Here is a 19,531-nt window from a genome sequence, read left to right as displayed (position 1 = left end):
ACGATCCTATCAAAGGTTCTCTGTATAACTGATGTACCTATCAGATGCAGCCAAACTTTGCACCCCAACTGATCAATTAGTATTGATACGTTCTAGTTCAGAACAGTTATTGGGCTGCTGCCATCACTTCAAGATTCACAGCTTGCTCAATGCCTCAGAACTTAGTTGCATTCTCTGCCCAATATCCTGTAACCGGCTAAACTGCTGTACCAGTGCTGGAATATTCTCTAAGCTCTTTAAAAAGTTCCACAGGTAGGAAATAATGGCATAAATCTCACCTGTTTGAATGCCTGGAATCCAGACTGTACGAATCAGAACCGTGGCAGCAAGTAAAATCGTAAACAGTTCTATAAATCCATAATTCAGGGCTTCTGCATTAGAAAGATGGACTCTCCATTTTGCTATTAACAAGTAGTGCGATCTCACTACTTCAGCCTCAGATTGGCTTAAAACTGTTACTTCCTGTTCTAGCTGATTATTCAAGTTTTGATTCAACCGTTGTGATTTCTGAGCATAGCTGCGATTGATCAAAATCAACGGAATAAGCAAAGCCAAACAATATGCGCCAATCTGTATGTCATAGATGAATAGCATTACCAATGCGCCAACAAAGCTAAACAACCCTGCAATAATTTGGGGAATATTTCGCTCAAAGAAATCGACAAATTCTCTGGAAAGCACGGAACGCGCAGCAATTTGAGCCGTTGAAGCGCCCTGCTTACTCTGCTCTACAACCATCGCTGTTGCTAAGTTGCTATAGATACTGGTAAAGGTTCGAGTATCGTATACATGACGAGAAATAGCTGTAATCGCATGTGCCAGCCAAATGCATAGAAAGGGGATGATGTTGCTATAGTTTCCCTTTAGAAGCTGATCGATAGCAAATCCGATCGCTAGCGGATATAGCAATTCAAACGTATTTTCCAGCAACGTCAGCCCATAGGTAAACAGGATAGACCTGTAATTTGATCGAAACAGGCGTTCCAAAATTTGCGAGACAGAATGAAGTTTCATAGAGATAGATTCAAGTAGGTTTAATCTTTGCTAGGCAGTTGTTTGAATGCTTGTGGTTTCCATTCAGGCGGACCGAATAGACTCAAGAACCATTCTTTGAGAGTCTGCGATCGTCGTAAATCGCTAATGATTCTGGAATATTCCATAATATTGATCTGAATAGGATTGTGGGTTTGAATATTTTCAGTCAGCCCGTAGATCACCTTTTCCGTCTCGGCTTGGTAAGTTCCAAACAACCTATCCCAAACAATCAGAATGCCACCATAATTTTTATCAATGTATGGCAGATTTGAGCCATGATGTACACGGTGATTGGAAGCTGTATTCATCATGGATTCGAGAATTCCCAATCGCCCAATTTTCTGATTGTGAATCCAGACTTGATATAGCCCCACAACTTCGAGCGCAATCAAGACTTGTAGGGGATGAAATCCCAGCAGTGCCATCGGAATGTAGAAAATCCAAAGGATAAAGTCTTCAACCCATGCCAGCCGCAGCGCTACAGTCAAATTAAAATCAGTGGAACTATGATGAACGCTGTGATATGCCCAAAAAAAACGAATCCGATGTTCTGCACGATGGTTCCAGTAATAGAGAAAATCTGCGATGAATACTGCTAATAGCATTGTCCAGCCATTTACAGGAACCTTTAGAGGACTGACTGCCGCAATTAGGGATAGCCCAACTACAGCTACAACATTTGCTAATTGATCGCTGAGAAAATCATGAACGATACCAACACCGATATTTGCAGCCGTTTCTCGGTAATTCCGTTGTTTACGAAAGAAAAAGTCAACGCCGATTTCAGCGAAGATAATACAAAACAAGATAAGCGATAGGGAGAACAGCGAAGTTTCTAGATGCTGCAAGTTTTCTAGAATCGGTTGGGCAGAAATGTTCATAGTCAACATCCTATGGTGTTTTGAGTGTTTTAATTCGAGCGCTCGAATTATTTAAATTAATGTCGATAGAGCTTTTACAGTTGTCTGCCTGTTAAGGCTAGATACAGTATTTTTCGCAGTAGGCAATTAACATCTTGGTAAATAAGTGAATCTGCTGGGCAAAGGAAAAGCTATTTTCACGTTCTATCTGCTCGATCAAGATACCATTGATCAAAGTCCAGACAAATCGAGCGAGCTTCGGATCTGAGAGATTAAGCAGTTCCTCCATCATTTGTTGATAGCGCCGATCTATTTGCTGAAAAATGGGATTACTGTTAATCTCTGTCACGGCGGTATGCTGGTAGAAATCTGTCCAAATTACTGCCTGTTTGACAAAGTGTTCTTCATGCTGAACCAGCATACATCCAAGTCTTTCAATGCGTTCGGTCAGCGTTCCTCCTTCAGCAATCGACTTAAATAGATAAACATCCTGCCAACTGATCTCCTCAACCAATTGCTCAAACAACACCTGTTTACTAGCAAAGTAGTGATACATTGCTCCAGTGGAGATACCCAATGCCTTAGAGATTTGTCGTGTTGTAACACTAGCATATCCGCTTTCGGCAAATAGGTTAAAGCATCTATGGAGAAGCTCTTTACGATACTCCTCAGAGTCAACGATTTTGGGCATGGACGATTTTGGGCATAAAGTTTATATCGAGCGCTCATTATAATATAGCAGTGCGATTATACTGTGTCAAGTCTATCGGCTATTTTGGTTTCAACGAGAAGTTAGGCTATTGGCGATTTTGATACGACGACAAGACGTTGTAATTATCTCGTTTCCCTAGTTGGCAAAAGTCTGTCATAAATTTAAAAAAATGGTATAAGTCGAAGGGCGATCGCTCAAATCGACACCTCGCCAAAAATTTTTCTCATCAGGTTGTGATGCCAAACGCAAAACCAGACGTAACCCAAGCCATTGACTCCGTTTATCGATCGGACTGGGGTCGGATCGTCGCCACATTGATCGGACTGGTTGGAGATTTCGACGTAGCCGAAGAGGCGGCGCAGGAAGCCTTTACGGCTGCACTGAAGCAGTGGCAGACTGCCGGAATCCCCGATCTCCCGCGCGCGTGGCTGATTAAAACAGCTCGATTTAAGGCGATCGATCGCCTCAGACGGCGGACGCGACTTGCCGAAAAACTTGAAGTGTATGCTGCCTCTGAGTCGATCGAAACTATCGAAGAAATCGATGACGATATCGGCGAAATCCCCGACGAGCGATTGCGGTTGATTTTCACCTGCTGTCACCCCGCGCTGGCGATCGAGGCTCAGGTTGCTTTGACGCTGCGCCTGCTGGGTGGCCTGGAGACGGATGAAATCGCACGGGCCTTTCTCGTACCAACGGCGACGATGGCGCAGCGGCTGGTACGGGCAAAGCGCAAGATTCGTGACGCGGGCATTCCCTACACAGTGCCGGATACGAAGGATTTGCCCGATCGCGTGGAAGCGGTGCTGACGGCGATCTATTTGATCTTTAACGAAGGTTATGCGGCGACGCATGGCGAGACAATAGTGAGAGCGGATCTCTGCGCCGAAGCGATCCGGCTGGGGCGACTGGTGAGGATGTTGATGGCACCGCAACCGCCAGCGGAAGTGACTGCTCTTCTGGCTCTGATGTTGCTGCACGACTCGCGGCGCGATGCGCGTCTGGATGAGTCTGGCGACCTGATCCTGCTGGAAGAGCAAGATCGCAGTCGCTGGAACAGGGCACAGATTGTCGAGGCGCTGCCGCTGGTTGAGGAAGCATTCCGTGGCGGGATCGGGCCGTTTGCTTTGCAAGCTGCGATCGCAGCCGTGCATTGTCGGGCGGTGCGGGCCCAAGAGACAAACTGGCAGCAGATTGTTCAGCTTTATAATCTGCTCGAACGCTTACAGCCATCGCCAATTGTGTCGCTGAATCGGGCGGTGGCGATCGCGATGGTAGATGGGCCGCAAACTGCGATCGCGCTTCTGGATGCGATCGGCCCCGAACTCGATGGCTATCACCTGTTTCACGCTGCGCGGGCCGATTTGTTGCGCCGTATGGGAGCATCAGCAGAAGCGGCACAGAGCTATGAGAGAGCACTGGCGCTAGTTACGAATGATAGCGAACGCCGTTTTCTCGATCGGCGGCTGCGGGAAGTTCAGCCTTAAAATGATGTCCAGTCGATTAGCATCACAAAAATGGCTTGTAGTGTGGACTTTACTCCGCTCCTTTTTGCGGACTAAAGTCCACACTACGACTTTAGACTTTCGATGATCTCAAACAAAAATGGCTTGTAGTGTGGACTTTACTCCGCTCCTTTTTGCGGACTAAAGTCCACACTACGAACGAATCTTATTGCGGTCTTTAGATTTTCGATGATATCAAACCTAAAATGTACGGGCTATCGATGACATTGGTCGATCGATCGCGCGTTACCATATCGGACTCCAGCCTGTTGTTAAGTTGCATTCTTAACTCGTTCGTAAACTTCCCGAATTCCTCCTGGCGGGACGGTTTCATATTGCAATGCGTCATCATTGATGCAAAACCAACTTGCTTTTGACCTAGTATAAAAATGCGCTACAGGTTGCTGTTCAACTGGTGTGTCCATAACGCTTGCCGGGACAGCAATATGATTTAGCTCGTGACTGACTATTGGCATATTAGAGCCACATTTGCTACAAAATACTCTTCTCAAATATGATGAAGAATTGAAATAACTGAGGAATTCTTCGCCTTGCAACCATTTAAACGTTTTTGATTCTGCATGAAGAATTGGTGCGAATGCTGAACCATGTAATTTTTGGCAGATTTGGCAATGGCAGAATGTGAGAAAGTACGGCCCCTCGAACTCAAAGGCGATCGCACCGCATTGACATGAACCTTTGTTGTACATTTGTCAACCCTCTTTTGAAACTTAACAATAAAAACAATTGCAAACTCTGATTTTTGGTATTGACGCGATCGACTCTCAACACACTTCTACGAGCATTTAACCGGATAAGATTTACGACCAAAGTCTAGGGTAATGGCTGAGTTTAGCTGGGTGGCGAGACTAGGGCTGCCCGGTCTGACATGAATCCAGATCGCCTGGAATTGCTGCCGGAATTTCGGATGCGCGATCGACAAATTGAGTCACTCGGCATTATGCTACTTTCGGAACTACAGCAGCAAAATTTAAGCCCAAATCTCTACATCAAGTCAGTGTAAAATATTATAGCAGTGCATTTGCTCAGACAATACTTTACTACCAAACCTCGCCTGACAATTTACGAGGGCGGTTTACCTCAGCGTCAATTGTTGCAAGTCTTGGAATACATAAACGAACATCTAAGTCAAGACATTAAGCTCGCTGATTTGGCTGCGTTCCTGGGGATGAGTCAGTTTCATTTTAGCCATATGTTTAAAGTGGCGATGGGAATAGCTCCCTATCAGTATCTGCTTCAACAACGGATCGAACGGGCGAAGGAGTTGTTACAGCAAAAAGAGCGATCGATCGCGGAAATTGCCTTAGAATGTGGGTTCAACAGCCACAGCCATTTGAGCAAACAGTTTCGGCAGTTGACGGGGATGACTCCTACAGCTTATAGAGATCGTTAAACAAGATTGCATAAATATTTGATTAATAAATGAACCGCAGATTAAAGGCAGATAAACACAAATAAATGTAGATAATTTCTAGATTAGTTGGGAATGAATGGAAGATGTCCACTGTTAGCTTGCAACTTGACATTACCAACTGATAATCAGCGGCAATCCCGGTCGAAAATCTACTTGTTTCCCATGCACTTCTCCATCAAAGCCTAGCTCTAGAAAATACTCGGTTCCTTTCCTTAACTTGACCTGATTTGTATCAATTACTGCTTGCAGTTCTGGTGACGGATTATTCGCAGCAGGACTTACTAATTCTACACGAGTAATTTCGCGGAAACCAACACCGTGACTCAGGGGCTGTAATTTCTCAGTAGAGGATGAATCTGGACGTTTTCCCCAGGGAGTTTGAAACAGCATCGGCTCAGTTAAATTATCACTATTTGTGGCTACCGCGATGCTGATTGTTTCAGGTAAATAGGGCGGACGATATGCCCAACTAGAAAATGCTACTGTGTCCTCAGAACCTGTGGTTGAACGCAAACAGATGCCGAAGGGACAGGCGCCATTATTGCGATTTGTCGATCGCTCCCACAGACGAGTCCGATAAATAGGCTCAGATTGCGCCTCCTCTGGATCGCGCACCCACAACAGTTCCAACATCGCGTTATGGAAAAAGAAACAGCGATTTGTGGTACCTTGTCCAACGTGAATGCGAGACGAACCCTCGACTAAACCGAGGGATGAAAGGCGATCGGCGATCGGGGCACCAATATCAGTTAAGATGAAGATATGGTCGAATTCAAATGCCATAATTTTTTAGCTATAAAACGATGAAATTAGAAGATATCATCTGTAGGGAAACGGCATTGCCGTGTCCGGCGGGGAGTTATGCACATAACAGATAATTTCTCTATAATTAATGACTGTAGCAAAATTTTTTCAAATTGGCATTATCCCAAATCGGGGTTAGTTATCCCCTTTACTATCTGGCGTGGTGCGTCGCTACTTAAATCGTTGTCAATAGCTAGAATTGTCGATGGCGACGCACCCTACGAATAATATTGACATCAAGGGGATGTTTACCCAGATTTGGCATTAATTGCACTCAACTACAGTCCTGGATGCACCACCATCAAAGAAACCGGGTTTTTTAGTCAATCTGTGGACTACAGCGAAGGATTTTCGTAAAAAACCCGGTTTCTGACCACCAGTGCGTAAGTGCTGAACTACTCCAGAGGCAGAAACACGTCAGTAATCGCCTCAGATTCTGGTACATCTGGAAAAAGACTGACTCTCTCAAAATATAGGGGAAAATCTCGCAGATCTTCACCACTTTGTGGCAACCATTCGGAGTAAAGGTATCTTACTGCTTCACCAAGATTGTCGTTAGAACCAGTATAGCGCAGTAAGGCACAACGACCTCCAGGGATAATTTTTCCCATCACTCCGAATGAGTTATTTATAACATTACGATCCGTGGCTGCACAAATATCCAGGCGATAGTCTTCCGGCGCGGTTTCGGCTGGATTGTCGTAGACAATGTTAAAAGTTTTGCTCACCTTGGGAGGCAGATTATTTTGCTGGCGCCACTCGATGAATCTACGGACAGAATTGCCGATTAGCTGCGGATCTCCCCGATGTTCGAGGGCTGCAACTTTTGTTTCTGGGAAGATGACGATTTTGACTTGTTCAGCGGATGTATCGGATTTCATGTGTTGGTTCCTCAGTTCGCTTAATTGTTGGTAAGTGGCGTGCCAATTTTCCCATTGCGGCTGCTTTCTGAATTCAGAAGGAGTTTGTGCTATGCTCTTTTTGAATGCACGAGCAAAGGCTTCAGGGCTTTCGTAGCCACTCGTGAGGGCGATATCGACGATCGGGCGATCGCGAAATGCGAGCTGATAAGAGGCGCGCTTCAAGCGATTTAACTGGACGTATTTGTATACGCCGATTCCTAAAAACTCAGAAAATTGTCGGTGAAAATGATATTTTGAGAACGCAGCAACAATACTGAGTTTATCTACACTGAGATTTTCTTCTAGATTGGCATCAATGTACTCAAGTAATTTCAAAAATCTACAGCGATAGGCGTCAAAAGCTTTTACATTCACAAAATATCCTCCTTGGCTATCTCAAGGTTATCTCTCGATCCTGACTCAAGCCTGACAGAAATTGCTGAATTTGCGGTGCAGATGAAATTCGATCCGCAGTAAACAAAAATACTTAAGCAGGGGTTTGTACCGATTGATATGGCTGGATCAAAATTTCAGCCGGCACCCCGAGTTCTTGATGCAACTTCCGAATTATGTCCAATGTTAGGAACGAAAATTTAATAACTTACACTCTTGAAAGTGGGATGGGCCAGAAGAGCCCCTTCTTTCTGGACGGGCGGGACGCCCATCCCACAAGAATAATAAAAATTGTCAGTTATATCTGCGTTAATCTGTGTCTATCTGCCTGACATCTGCGGTTGTTCTATCAATCAAAGATTTACGTCATTTTGCCTAGTGTTTATAATAACGCGATCGCAAAATGGTATCAAGAATTAGTCCACAATATCTGATGTTAGCTGGTGAGTGCGATCGACTATTCGACCAATTCTCGATCGCATTTCAAGTCTTGTTTGCGGGGAAACCATCAAATCTTGCCCAATCTCAAATCTCAAATCTCAAATCTACAACAGAGGAACCATCCGCCCGCATCCAGCAGTCTCAGCATCCAGTTACCGCCAATTCTGCTAGAGTCAGGTGAGAGACATTCCGTGCATCTTGCAGAGACAAGGGTTCCTGGTCTTTGCCCCAAAAGCAGTAAAATCCCATCAGCTTGTGACCTGCAACCCGATCGGCAGTCCATCCATATATAAAAAGATGCCATGTCAACTTTAGTTATCGTCGAATCTCCCACCAAAGCCCGTACCATTCGTAACTTCCTGCCCTCTACGTACCGGGTAGAGGCATCTATGGGCCACGTCCGAGACCTCCCATCCTCCGCCGAAGAAATACCAGAAGCCGTTAAAGGTGAAAAATGGGCGCAACTCGGCGTCAACGTGGAGGCAGATTTTGAACCGCTTTACGTCATCCCCAAAGATAAAAAGAAAATTGTTAAAGAACTCAAAGATGCGCTAAAAGACGCCACAGAACTGATTCTAGCCACTGACGAAGACCGGGAAGGCGAAAGCATTTCCTGGCATTTGCTGCAAATCCTCAAACCCAAAGTTCCCATCAAGCGGATGGTGTTTCACGAAATCACCCGCGAAGCTATCCGCGACGCCCTAACTCACTGCCGCGATATCGACAATCGAGTGGTACAGGCCCAGGAAACTCGCCGAATTCTCGATCGACTCGTCGGATACACCCTCTCTCCGCTACTGTGGAAGAAAATCGCCTGGGGTTTGTCCGCAGGGCGAGTCCAGTCAGTCGCAGTAAGGCTGTTGGTACGCCGGGAACGGGAACGCCGCGCTTTCCGCCAAGGTAGCTACTGGGATTTGAAAGCAACTTTGACCCCCCCCAAACCTCCCGCCAAAGGACAGGCGGGTGCATTTGAGGCAAAACTGGTGACAGTCGGGAATGTAAAAGTTGCCAACGGTAGCGATTTCGATGAAAATACCGGACAGATTACCGCAGGCCGCCGCGTACTTTTGCTGAACGAAGAACAGGCGCGGGCTTTACTCGCACGCATTCAAAACAAACCCTGGACTGTCGGTAATATCGAAGAACGGCCAGTCACCCGCAAACCGTCGCCACCGTTTACGACCTCGACTTTACAGCAGGAGGCTAACCGCAAGCTGAGACTGGGTGCGCGGGAAACCATGCGAATTGCCCAAAGTTTGTACGAACGCGGTTTTATCACCTATATGCGGACGGATTCGGTACATTTGTCCGAACAGGCGATTACTGCCGCCCGCAGTTGCGTGCAAGAACTTTACGGTAGCGAATACCTCAGCCCCCAACCGCGCAAATATACAACCAAAAGCAAAGGCGCCCAGGAAGCCCACGAAGCTATTCGCCCCGCCGGCAGCACTTTTCGGACTCCGCAGCAAACGGGATTGGATGGGATTGATTTCCGCCTCTACGATTTGATTTGGAAGCGGACAGTGGCTTCTCAAATGGCAGATTCGCGCCAAACTCACGTCACGGTATTAACTCAGGTAGAAGATGCCGGTTTCCGTTCCAGCGGGAAACGCATTGATTTTCCGGGCTTTTTGCGCGCCTACGTGGAAGGTTCCGATGACCCGAATGCGGCGCTGGAAGACCAGGAGGTGATTTTGCCGGCGCTGAAGGTGGGGGATAAGCCTAATTGTAAGGATGTAGAGGCTGTGGGACACGAAACTCAACCTCCCGCCCGCTACACCGAGGCTTCTCTGGTGAAGATGCTGGAAAGTGAGGGTGTGGGCCGTCCGAGTACCTATGCGAGTATTATCGGTACAATTGTCGATCGAGGATACGCGAAATTAATAGCTAACGCGCTAATTCCGACCTTCACCGCTTTCGCCGTCACGACTTTATTAGAAACACATTTCCCCGACTTAGTAGACACGGGTTTTACTTCCCGCATGGAACAAACCCTGGATGAAATTGCCACGGGCGAGGCGAAATGGTTGCCGTATTTGCAAAAGTTTTATACAGGGGAAATGGGACTTGCAACGCAAGTTAAAGAACAGGAAAGTCAGATTGACGCGAAAGTTGCCCGAACTGTGATATTGGAGAATATCACAGCCAAAGTTTGCATCGGTAAATACGGCGCTTACCTCGAATCTGAAAACGAAGAAGGCCAGGTGAAAGCATCGATTCCCCAGGATTTGACTCCGGCAGATTTAGACCCGGAAAAAGTGGAGTTTCTGTTAAAGCAAAAGACTGAAGGGCCAGAAAAATTAGGTTTGCACCCGGACACTGGGGAACCGATTTATGTGCTGATTGGCAATTACGGCCCCTATGTTCAGTTGGGGGATGTTTCGGAAACGAACAAGAAACCGAAGCGTTCTTCTTTACCGAAGGGGACGGATAAGGATAGTGTGACGGTTGATATGGCGGTGAGTTTGTTGACTCTACCTCGCCTGTTGGGCACTCACCCGGATACGGGGGCGAAGGTGCAGGCTAATTTGGGGATGTATGGCCCTTATGTGGTGCACGACCAGGGTAAGGTTGGTAAGGATTATCGATCGATCAAGCCGCCTGATGATGTTTTGACTATAACGCTCGATCGGGCATTGGAACTATTAGCGCAACCAAAAGCCGTTCGGGGAAGCAGCAAAACAGCCACACCGTTGAAGGAATTGGGCGCGCATCCAGAATCGGGAGAACTCCTCAATGTTTACGATGGCCGTTATGGGCCCTACGTCAAACACGGGGATATCAATGCTTCCTTGTCTAAGGATGAATCTGTGGAGAATTTCACCTTACAAAAAGCACTGGATTTGTTAGCCGCGAAGGAAGCAGCGGGCGGCGGAAAATCTAGCAAGTCGAAGAAGTCTACTAAGACTACTGCGGCGAAGTCGGAAACGGCGGCGAAGAAAACAACTACTGCGAAGAAAACCACTGCGGCGAAGTCGGAAACTGCGGCGAAGAAAACCACTGCGGCGAAATCGGAAACCGCTGCGAAGAAAACCACTGCTAAGAAGGCGACGACTGCTACGGCGAGTAAGAAGAAAACAGAGTGAAATTAGTAAGGAGACGTTGAAATTAGTAAGGACACAGCACTGCTCATAGGTGTCAACTTAAGGTAAAACCGATAGTCCGACAGGGGTTGAAACCCCTGTCTCATAGCGAAAGTCCTCTCAAAGAGGACTGAAGAATTAGTTGATATGTATTGGTTTCAGGCAAATCTTCAGTCGGTTTCAACCGACTTTAGCTATTAGACAGGGGTTTGAACCCCTGTCGGACTCGTGGGATGACTAATGGACTTGGCCGGCTGACAGCTTAAAAGGAGAATTAAGATGATTCTAAAGCTATATCAGGAAGTTGCTTTAACTCGTGACTTACCAGAATATCAACTCAGAGCTGGAGATATTGCCACATTGGTTGATTTTGTTCCTCATCCTAGTGGTGGTGAAGAAGGCTGTCTGTTGGAAGTATTTAATGCTGTTGGTGAGTCTCTTACAGTTATAGCCGTCCCTATTTCTACTGTAGAAGTTCTCCGCCCTGATGAAATCTTAACTGTTCGTTCTTTGGCAACAGCAGGTTAATATTGATTCACATCCAGGTTGTAGAAACCGTGGGATCGGAACATTTTTTTTTAATGATATAATCAAGACTATCCATGTAGTAATTGGAGTAATTGAATCACCATGATATCTGAACTTATGGTACAACCTTCCTACTGGATCGATAGCGAGATTTCGATGCAGAAAGTCAGAAATCTTTACTTATTCAAATTTACGGAAAATCTGCAAGCCAGATTAGAAGAACTAGCCGAGAGAAAAAAGGATAATATTTTAACTTCAGAAGAGGTTGTAGAATTAGCAAGCTTACTAGAACTAGATCGGATTTTCACCTTGATTAACGCTAAAGTTATAGCAGCCTCATGTCCGTAAACCGCGCCACTAGAAATAATGTAGTTATTTCTGGTATACTCAGATAAAAGTATTACTAAATTATCCTCCTCATGAATGCCCCAGCCACTACACTTCAAACTGCATTACAAGGTCTTCCTCAAGGCGCTTCAGAAGCTATTGTCAGTGCTCACTTTTCACCTCAGTTTTTGCAAGCATTGGGGTTTGACTCTAATGAAGTTGTTCCAGAATATAACACTAATGGTGGTGGAATAGTTGATAAAGCAGCAAGAAAAAATATTGGAGGTGATATCTTCTTACACACACAATCTAATCCATATCTTCTTTTAGAGCTAAAAGGGAAAGACATCAATCTTACTGAAGGTACACCAGGGTACTTAAAAACTGTTAAGCAACTTAAGGAACAGTTACTGGGTTCTAATTGCAAGTCAGCAAAATGGGGAATTATTACTAACTCATCCCATGTTCAACTGTTTAGAAAGCATGGCAAAGTAATCTTCCCAGCTACTCAATGCTTGGCTCTGGAAGTGAATAATGTTGATAAAGTTGTTGCTGAGATAAGGAAGAAGATTGAAGAAACCAGTAGAGCCTTGACAGTAACAATCTATAATAACAAGGGAGGTGTTGGCAAAACAACTACAACAGTTAACCTGGCAGGTATTTTAACTTTTTTGGGTAAGAAAGTTTTAGTAATAGATTTTGATTTCAATCAACAAGATTTAACAAGTGCTTTGGGTATTCCTGTCAGTGATGGGCTTGTTAAAAAAGCTCTTATAGAAAAGAACGTAGACCTAAAATCTGCCGTGGTTCCATATAAATTTTCTAATAAAAAATTACAACTCAGTTTTGATATTATTCCTGCTGACAATGAACTGGCTAACGAGTCTGAGGCTGAACTTCGTACGTTAATGCAACGGCGTACACTGGACAAGAAGCTCGACTTTGCAAGGCAGGACTATGATTATATTTTGATTGATTCATCCCCGAATTGGCGTTTCATTAGTCAAGTTGCGGTATATGCGGCTGATGTTATTCTTATTCCTACAAAGCACAACAACCTCTTTTCCCTAGAGAATGCGGCAAAGGCAATTCAGAAATTTATCCCTGAAATACAAGCTGCGAAAGAAGATGGAAATCCTATTGCCTTACCAATCTTTCTTAATGGAGAAAAAATTACACAACCACAGCTAGAAGTTGCTCAACAAGCAATCAACAATATTATTGTAAATGCTAAAAAAGAAGGATTTAACCTACGACCCTACTTTTACCCTAAGTACACCACTGCGAAAAAAGACTTACATATTCATCAAGTACCAAGTTACGCTAATATAGCTAATGCTGCCTTCTCACGCATTCCTGCTGTTTATCGAGATCGTTCTGCCCATGACTACTACAAAGATTTAGCAAAGGAGTATTTTTTACAATGAAAATTTCTAACATTCTTGGCAGTTTGATGCATCTCTACATAGATGAAATCGACCCAGGGGATGCTACTGATGCCCCTGAGTTTTTGATCAAAGCTACTGCAAAGATACTTAAACAAGAGGGTGGACGAAACTGGATTCCAGTTATCGTGAAAGAAACTGGTGAAGATAGGTATCAAGTTATTAGTAATTCCTTTGTTTATGCTGTAGCAGAGGAAGCAGGGCTAGAAAGAGTCTGGTGCATTATTGCTGACGATAATGATGATACTACGACACTCACTAAAATCCTTGCAGGCGAGGAAAAGCCTAAAATCAATCTTTCCACAGCATCCAGAGATGAAATTATAGCAGCGTTGCAATATTTAATTGAACAGCCGAATAGCGAGCTAAAATCCGTTAAACTTGCTATAGCTACAAATCGAATTGATGAGGCTCCTCGTAAGTATTGGAAAAATTTTGAGCCAATCACCAGTCTGAAATGCGGTATTACCAAAGGCAAAAAACTTGACGCAATTAAGAGTGTATTTTATCTGACTCCCCAATCAATGCCAGATACAATAAACGACGTGACTATTCTCAGAACAATGACTACTGTTGAATTAAAAGCAATAGCTAAAAAAAGAGGAATTGCTGGAATAACTAAGATGAAGAAAGATGCTCTAATTGAGGCGCTAAGCTAATGGGGAAGGAAAAAACTGCGGTAATCCACAAGTAGCTAGCATACCATACCGTAAATTGCCCACACTGGAAAAATTTCATACTTTTCCTGATTAAAACTTGACCCATATCTAAATCGTGAACTATATTAGAGACATGGATGCAGCAGACATGATCTAATCATGACATCCCGTTACCCACGAGGGTCGAGGAATTCCGGTAAAGACGTTCTGAATACCAAGATTTATATTTTGGCGAAGGCTCCTTAAGGAGTCTTTGTTATTTTATGGCTTTGGTAATTCCTGATTATTGAATTCAATTCTGAATTGAGTTTTCCCAATTTAATTTCACACATAAATCATTCTTACCTCTACCTAGAGAAGTATCTTTTTTATTGCTAGCTTTCACCTCACAACATCCAGCTTTCCTGCCACGACAATAGCTGACTTATCGATCAAAAATTAACGTTGATTTAAACTTGGATTTAGATAAAACTGGTATACAATTCAATTGTTTGCTTGTGAAATATGGAGTAAACATAAATTATGCACTCCGACAAAGAAACCGGGTTTTCCCCGAATCTGCGGGTTGTAACCAAGTATTTTTGTAAAAAACCCGGTTTCTAGGCCTCCATCAAATTTCAAAACAGAGTTTACCAAACACATCACTCAAACTCAGGATTGAATCGCTTATGATGTTAACAACGACCGAAATCCCCCAATTAAAACCGCTTTCCGACTCAGAACTAGGCAAAATTAACGCTTACTGGCGATCGGCAAATTACCTTTCCGTCGGACAAATCTATCTCCTCGACAATCCCCTACTCAAAGAACCCCTCAAACTCGAACACGTCAAACCCAGACTCCTTGGACATTGGGGCACCACTCCAGGCCTCAACTTCATCTACGTTCACCTCAACCGAGTCATCAAAGCCCAAGACTTAAACGCCATATACATCGCAGGCCCAGGACACGGCGGGCCGGGCTTGGTGGCTAACACCTATCTCGAAGGCACTTATACCGAATATTACTCGAACATTTCCCAAGATGAAGAGGGGATACAACGACTTTTCAAACAGTTTTCGTTTCCCGGCGGTATTCCCAGCCACGTCGCGCCGGAAACTCCGGGTTCGATTCACGAAGGCGGCGAACTTGGCTACGCCCTTGTCCACGCTTACGGGGCGGCCTTCGATAACCCCGATTTAATCGTGGCGGCGGTTGTCGGCGATGGGGAAGCAGAAACTGGCCCGCTGGCTGCTAGCTGGCATTCTAACAAGTTTCTCAACCCGGTTCGGGATGGGGCTGTGTTGCCGATTTTGCACTTGAATGGCTACAAAATTGCGAATCCGACGGTGTTGGCGCGCATTCCCCGCGAGGAATTGGAGAGTTTGATGGTCGGTTACGGCTACAAACCTTATTGGGTCGAGGGTTCAGACCCGGAAACGATGCACCAGTTGATGGCTGCAACGATGGATACGGCGATCGGCGAAATTAAGTCGATTCAGGAGGAAGCGCGCACGAAGGGCTATTCCGATCGCCCTCAGTGGCCGATGATTGTACTTAAAAGTCCCAAGGGTTGGACTGGGCCGAAGGAGGTTGACGGTAAGCAAACTGAGGGATCGTGGCGATCGCACCAAGTTCCATTAGCAGAAATGGCTTCTAAGCCTGGCCACGTCCAACTCCTGGAAGATTGGATGAAAAGCTACAAGCCCGAAGAACTGTTTGACGATAAGGGTAAACTGATTGCGGAATTGGCGGAACTTGCACCGAAGGGCGATCGACGGATGGGGGCAAATCCGCACGCTAATGGCGGTCTGCTGCTGCGAGACTTGAAAATGCCAGAATTTGCAGACTACGCCGTAGACGTGCAAAAACCGGGGACTGTGATGGCAGAAGCAACCCGCGTTTCCGGCCGCTTTCTGCGGGATGTGATGAAACTCAATCAGGAAAACCAAAATTTCCGCATTGTCGGGCCGGATGAAACTGCTTCAAACCGCCTCGATCCGGTGTTTGAAGCGACTGGCCGCGCGTGGACTGGTAGTATTTTACCGGAGGATGACGAGCACCTGTCTGCCGACGGCCGCGTGATGGAAGTCCTCAGCGAACATCTCTGTCAGGGTTGGCTGGAAGGCTATTTGCTAACAGGAAGACACGGATTTTTCTCCTGTTACGAAGCGTTTATTCACATCATTGACTCGATGTTCAACCAACACGCTAAATGGTTGAAAACTACTCGCGAGATTCCTTGGCGGAGACCGATCGCATCTCTCAACTACCTGCTAACTTCTCACGTTTGGCGGCAAGACCACAACGGTTTTTCGCACCAAGATCCGGGTTTTATCGACCACGTAATTAACAAGAAATCGGAGGTGGTGCGGATTTATTTGCCGCCCGATGCGAACACTTTGCTGTCTGTAACTGACCACTGTCTCCGCAGTCGCAATTATGTGAATGTGATTATTGCTGGAAAGCAGCCGGCTTTGCAATATTTGGATATGGATGCTGCGATTAAACACTGTACGGCGGGCCTCGGGATTTGGGAGTGGGCTAGCAATGATAAAGGTGGCGAACCGGATGTGGTAATGGCTTGTGCGGGTGATGTTCCAACCCTGGAAACTTTGGCGGCTGTTGACATTCTGCGCCGAGATTATCCTGAGTTAAAAGTGCGGGTGGTGAATGTGGTGGATTTGATGACGCTTCAGCCTTCGACAGAACATCCTCACGGTTTGTCTGACAAGGATTTTGATGCTTTGTTTACGAAGGATAAGCCTGTAATTTTTGCTTTTCACGGCTATCCTTGGCTGATTCACAGATTGACTTATCGCCGCAAAAATCACCCGAATATTCATGTTCGCGGTTACAAGGAAGAGGGAACAACTACCACGCCGTTTGATATGGTGGTGATGAACGATCTCGATCGCTTCCATTTAGTTGGTGATGTAATTGACCGCGTTCCGAAACTGAGTTATGCTGCGGCTTATGGGAAACAGGCGCTGCGGGACAAGCTGATCGAACACAGGCAATATATCACTAAACACGGCGACGATATGCCGGAAATCCGCGATTGGAAGTGGCCGCATGGTGGTGCTGTTGCGTCTGAAATGCCGAAGGAAACTAAGGATCCGACGGTGACGGGAGATCAGGGTGTGCGATCGGGTGCACCGGGTTAGGCGCGGCTTCTCTTTATCTGCGTGAATCCGCGTTAATCTATTGTCATCTGCGGTTGCAAAATTCTCTTTTTTTAACCGCAGATACAGGCAGATGAACACAGATTAACGCAGATGAGTTAGATTAATTCAAAAGGATAAGTAATGCTGAAAGAAATAGAAATCCAAAATTTTAGGTGTTTTGAGCAAATCAAAATTTCTGGGTTTGAAAGAGTCAATTTAATCGGCGGCAAAAACAATGCTGGCAAAACAGCTTTGCTAGAAGCATTTTTTCTCAATATTGCTCCACACGCTAGCAGTCTAGCAATCCTAAAAGAGTTAAGAAGAGAGTCATCAAAAGCTGTACAAGCTATGCCAGATAGAGCCTGGGATAACTTATTTTACGCACTAAAAAAAGATACATCTATAGTAATTATTGGAAAAGACTACAACAACACGGATCGAGTAGAAATTAAATTAGAAATTAATTCAGTTAAATCTAGTATAGTTATTGAGTTTATGAGGAACGAAAATCGATCTGCCTTGTCATCAAAAAAGGTTCCTGCGACACATTTAATGAGTTATGATACTTCTACTACTGGCAAAGTACCAATCATTCCATCGTTTACCAGGATTTCAGGGAGAGAACTCACAGTAGCATACGATAACGCGCGTTTGAATGAAAAAGATAGCGAAGTTTTAAAAGCTTTTCAAATTATCGACCCTGCAATCGAATCAGTAGAGAGTTTTTATATTGGGGAACCAACGCTATACTTGAGAAGAAAAGGCGAAAAGCGTTTGCCTCTATCATTGTTTGGAGATGCCATGAACCGAGTTGCAGACATTATTCTTAAACTGGTAAACAGCGAACATAAAATATTGCTCATTGATGAAATAGAGAATGGCATACACTATACAAACCAGCGAGAGTTTTGGAGAATGTTGTTTCGATTAGCGGTTGAACTGGATACCCAGATTTTTGCGACAACTCACAGTTTAGAGATGCTTCAAGCATTTGCTGATGTTGGCTTGGAACCTAATCAAGAATGCAGCAGCGCCTATTTTGAACTAGCAAGGAAACTCAAAACAAATCAAATAATCGGAAGTCGGCTCGATTTGGAAACTTTGAATTACGCACTAGAGCATAAAGAAGGAGTGAGAGGTGAGTAATATTGTCATAGTAGAAAGTAAAAATGATAAAATTTTCATGCAGGCAATGGTTGAAAAACTAAACTGCGATATCCAGGTAGAAAAGCCTATTTATATAGATGATTATCAAAGTTTGGAAGGCTTGAGCGAAACAGAGTTAATCAAAGCTTTAAAAAATTTAATCAGAAAGATTGACCGAAAAGATATCGAAAAGATTGGAATTATTATCGATATTGATAATGATTCAGAGCAAGAACGGCTAAAATTCGTAGATAGATGTATACAACAAGTGTTTGAAGCTGAAAGCTTGTCAAGCACTAAACAATTTATCGATATTTGTACAACAGATCATGGAACAAATGCAAAATTGGCTTGTTACTTTACAAATGTTGGAGGTAAAGGTGAACTGGAAACTCTGTTAAAGGCAATCAAGGCTAAAGATTCTCCCTATGCTGATTGTTTGGATAGCTGGAAAACTTGCCTAGAAAACCAGGGAAAGAAAATTAATCAGAAAGATTTTGATAAATTCTGGATTAGCAACTATATTAGATATGATACTTGCTCAAATCAGGAACAAAAACAAGCTGGAAAGAAATGTAGTATGTCTGGGTTTGATTATGTTATGGAACACAAAAAAGATATTTGGGATTGGGATAATCCTGCTCTTGATGATTTGAAAGATTTTTTTAGGCTTTTTTGTTAAAATGTGCAAACATATCCGCAAGGGCGAAGCATTCGCGCCTGTATCCTATCGACTATATGAGAGATTTTTAGCGCGAATGCTTCGCCCCTACAAAAACGGGATGATCTCATATCAAATCCGTAGGTATCGGAATTACTCATCTCTCTCTTCTCTGACTCTGCGCCCTCTGCGCCCTCTGTGGTTAATAAAAAAAATCCTGTTCAGCAATCAAATAAGATATTGATATGAGCTTAAAAATCTACTTTCTGCGCCACGGTGAAACAGTTTACAGCAAAAGTGGCGGTTTCTGCGGCGACCTCGATCCAGAATTGACAGCCGAAGGTTCTATGATGGCCGAACAATTTGGCGCAACTTACGCAAAATTGCCTTGGGATGCTGTTTATGTCAGTCCGATGAAGCGCACGATCGCAACTGCAACACCTTTGTGC

At 44.6% G+C, this 19,531-nt stretch carries 19 protein-coding genes; 13 read left to right on the top strand and 6 right to left on the bottom strand.

Annotation, left to right across the window (positions count from 1 at the left end):
* Positions 1-135: 135 nt before the first annotated feature.
* The 3 genes from JGK20_RS13275 to JGK20_RS13265 all read right to left on the bottom strand — a co-directional run bounded on the left by JGK20_RS13275 (position 136) and on the right by JGK20_RS13265 (position 2,586).
* Positions 136-1,014, bottom strand: a complete 879-nt coding sequence (locus tag JGK20_RS13275; protein ID WP_293176349.1) for an ABC transporter six-transmembrane domain-containing protein — start codon at positions 1,012-1,014, stop codon at positions 136-138.
* A 20-nt stretch (positions 1,015-1,034) separates the two neighbouring features.
* Positions 1,035-1,916, bottom strand: a complete 882-nt coding sequence (locus JGK20_RS13270) for a sterol desaturase family protein (RefSeq protein ID WP_293176347.1) — start codon at positions 1,914-1,916, stop codon at positions 1,035-1,037.
* A 97-nt stretch (positions 1,917-2,013) separates the two neighbouring features.
* Positions 2,014-2,586 (bottom strand): TetR/AcrR family transcriptional regulator, encoded by a 573-nt coding sequence (locus JGK20_RS13265; RefSeq protein ID WP_293176345.1) that lies wholly within the window; start codon positions 2,584-2,586, stop codon positions 2,014-2,016.
* Between the two features lie 257 nt (positions 2,587-2,843).
* Here JGK20_RS13265 and JGK20_RS13260 point away from each other — a divergent pair, with 257 nt between their 5' ends.
* Complete coding sequence (locus JGK20_RS13260; protein WP_293190296.1) at positions 2,844-4,094, top strand: RNA polymerase sigma factor; 1,251 nt, start codon at positions 2,844-2,846, stop codon at positions 4,092-4,094.
* Between the two features lie 290 nt (positions 4,095-4,384).
* Here the strand turns inward: JGK20_RS13260 and JGK20_RS13255 are convergent, their stop codons facing one another.
* A complete protein-coding gene (locus JGK20_RS13255) occupies positions 4,385-4,822 on the bottom strand; it encodes a GFA family protein (protein WP_293192501.1) in 438 nt (145 codons plus the stop codon).
* A 179-nt stretch (positions 4,823-5,001) separates the two neighbouring features.
* On the opposite strand from JGK20_RS13255, the gene JGK20_RS13250 reads away from it, so the two are divergent.
* Positions 5,002-5,136, top strand: a complete 135-nt coding sequence (locus JGK20_RS13250; RefSeq protein WP_293192499.1) for a hypothetical protein — start codon at positions 5,002-5,004, stop codon at positions 5,134-5,136.
* A gap of 18 nt (positions 5,137-5,154) precedes the next feature.
* Positions 5,155-5,526: a helix-turn-helix domain-containing protein gene (locus JGK20_RS13245; protein WP_293187009.1), complete on the top strand. Its 372-nt coding sequence runs from the start codon at positions 5,155-5,157 to the stop codon at positions 5,524-5,526.
* A gap of 132 nt (positions 5,527-5,658) precedes the next feature.
* Here the strand turns inward: JGK20_RS13245 and JGK20_RS13240 are convergent, their stop codons facing one another.
* Positions 5,659-6,330 (bottom strand): VOC family protein, encoded by a 672-nt coding sequence (locus tag JGK20_RS13240; RefSeq protein WP_293192497.1) that lies wholly within the window; start codon positions 6,328-6,330, stop codon positions 5,659-5,661.
* A 416-nt stretch (positions 6,331-6,746) separates the two neighbouring features.
* Positions 6,747-7,628, bottom strand: a complete 882-nt coding sequence (locus JGK20_RS13235) for an AraC family transcriptional regulator (RefSeq protein ID WP_293192495.1) — start codon at positions 7,626-7,628, stop codon at positions 6,747-6,749.
* A 421-nt stretch (positions 7,629-8,049) separates the two neighbouring features.
* Here JGK20_RS13235 and JGK20_RS13230 point away from each other — a divergent pair, with 421 nt between their 5' ends.
* From JGK20_RS13230 to JGK20_RS13185, 10 genes are all read left to right on the top strand, one after another.
* Positions 8,050-8,268 (top strand): hypothetical protein, encoded by a 219-nt coding sequence (locus JGK20_RS13230; protein ID WP_293192493.1) that lies wholly within the window; start codon positions 8,050-8,052, stop codon positions 8,266-8,268.
* Between the two features lie 121 nt (positions 8,269-8,389).
* Positions 8,390-11,173 (top strand): type I DNA topoisomerase, encoded by a 2,784-nt coding sequence (topA, locus tag JGK20_RS13225; RefSeq protein WP_293230759.1) that lies wholly within the window; start codon positions 8,390-8,392, stop codon positions 11,171-11,173.
* A 276-nt stretch (positions 11,174-11,449) separates the two neighbouring features.
* Positions 11,450-11,698: a DUF4926 domain-containing protein gene (locus JGK20_RS13220; protein ID WP_180274614.1), complete on the top strand. Its 249-nt coding sequence runs from the start codon at positions 11,450-11,452 to the stop codon at positions 11,696-11,698.
* Between the two features lie 102 nt (positions 11,699-11,800).
* Positions 11,801-12,046, top strand: a complete 246-nt coding sequence (locus JGK20_RS13215) for a hypothetical protein (protein ID WP_293230756.1) — start codon at positions 11,801-11,803, stop codon at positions 12,044-12,046.
* Positions 12,047-12,117: 71 nt separating this feature from the next.
* Positions 12,118-13,452 (top strand): AAA family ATPase, encoded by a 1,335-nt coding sequence (locus JGK20_RS13210; RefSeq protein WP_293230753.1) that lies wholly within the window; start codon positions 12,118-12,120, stop codon positions 13,450-13,452.
* Entirely contained in the window at positions 13,449-14,129 is a 681-nt protein-coding gene (locus JGK20_RS13205; protein WP_293230751.1) for a Rho termination factor N-terminal domain-containing protein, read from the top strand. Before JGK20_RS13210 ends, JGK20_RS13205 begins: the two co-directional genes overlap by 4 nt.
* Before the next feature lie 668 nt (positions 14,130-14,797).
* Positions 14,798-17,275 carry a phosphoketolase family protein gene (locus JGK20_RS13200; protein WP_293230748.1) on the top strand — a complete coding sequence of 826 codons (2,478 nt, stop codon included), beginning with the start codon at positions 14,798-14,800 and terminating at the stop codon, positions 17,273-17,275.
* Positions 17,276-17,416: 141 nt separating this feature from the next.
* Positions 17,417-18,421 (top strand): AAA family ATPase, encoded by a 1,005-nt coding sequence (locus tag JGK20_RS13195; protein WP_293192477.1) that lies wholly within the window; start codon positions 17,417-17,419, stop codon positions 18,419-18,421.
* Entirely contained in the window at positions 18,414-19,103 is a 690-nt protein-coding gene (locus tag JGK20_RS13190) for a DUF3226 domain-containing protein (RefSeq protein ID WP_293208194.1), read from the top strand. Before JGK20_RS13195 ends, JGK20_RS13190 begins: the two co-directional genes overlap by 8 nt.
* A gap of 224 nt (positions 19,104-19,327) precedes the next feature.
* Positions 19,328-19,531 (top strand): histidine phosphatase family protein (locus tag JGK20_RS13185; protein ID WP_293230745.1); only part of this gene is annotated, 204 nt, incomplete at its 3' end.

This window comes from Microcoleus sp. PH2017_05_CCC_O_A, from assembly GCF_020738785.1.
In the GTDB taxonomy this organism is placed as follows: domain Bacteria; phylum Cyanobacteriota; class Cyanobacteriia; order Cyanobacteriales; family Microcoleaceae; genus Microcoleus.
This window is presented reverse-complemented; position numbering and strand designations above follow the sequence as displayed.

Coding starts and splice junctions, on each gene's coding strand:
- JGK20_RS13275 (WP_293176349.1), bottom strand. CDS start 1,014: ATGAAACTTCATTCTGTCTCGCAAATTTTGGAACGCCTGTTTCGATCA.
- JGK20_RS13270 (WP_293176347.1), bottom strand. CDS start 1,916: ATGAACATTTCTGCCCAACCGATTCTAGAAAACTTGCAGCATCTAGAA.
- JGK20_RS13265 (WP_293176345.1), bottom strand. CDS start 2,586: ATGCCCAAAATCGTTGACTCTGAGGAGTATCGTAAAGAGCTTCTCCAT.
- JGK20_RS13260 (WP_293190296.1), top strand. CDS start 2,844: ATGCCAAACGCAAAACCAGACGTAACCCAAGCCATTGACTCCGTTTAT.
- JGK20_RS13255 (WP_293192501.1), bottom strand. CDS start 4,822: ATGTACAACAAAGGTTCATGTCAATGCGGTGCGATCGCCTTTGAGTTC.
- JGK20_RS13250 (WP_293192499.1), top strand. CDS start 5,002: ATGAATCCAGATCGCCTGGAATTGCTGCCGGAATTTCGGATGCGCGAT.
- JGK20_RS13240 (WP_293192497.1), bottom strand. CDS start 6,330: ATGGCATTTGAATTCGACCATATCTTCATCTTAACTGATATTGGTGCC.
- JGK20_RS13230 (WP_293192493.1), top strand. CDS start 8,050: ATGGTATCAAGAATTAGTCCACAATATCTGATGTTAGCTGGTGAGTGC.
- topA (WP_293230759.1), top strand. CDS start 8,390: ATGTCAACTTTAGTTATCGTCGAATCTCCCACCAAAGCCCGTACCATT.
- JGK20_RS13220 (WP_180274614.1), top strand. CDS start 11,450: ATGATTCTAAAGCTATATCAGGAAGTTGCTTTAACTCGTGACTTACCA.
- JGK20_RS13215 (WP_293230756.1), top strand. CDS start 11,801: ATGATATCTGAACTTATGGTACAACCTTCCTACTGGATCGATAGCGAG.
- JGK20_RS13210 (WP_293230753.1), top strand. CDS start 12,118: ATGAATGCCCCAGCCACTACACTTCAAACTGCATTACAAGGTCTTCCT.
- JGK20_RS13205 (WP_293230751.1), top strand. CDS start 13,449: ATGAAAATTTCTAACATTCTTGGCAGTTTGATGCATCTCTACATAGAT.
- JGK20_RS13200 (WP_293230748.1), top strand. CDS start 14,798: ATGATGTTAACAACGACCGAAATCCCCCAATTAAAACCGCTTTCCGAC.
- JGK20_RS13195 (WP_293192477.1), top strand. CDS start 17,417: ATGCTGAAAGAAATAGAAATCCAAAATTTTAGGTGTTTTGAGCAAATC.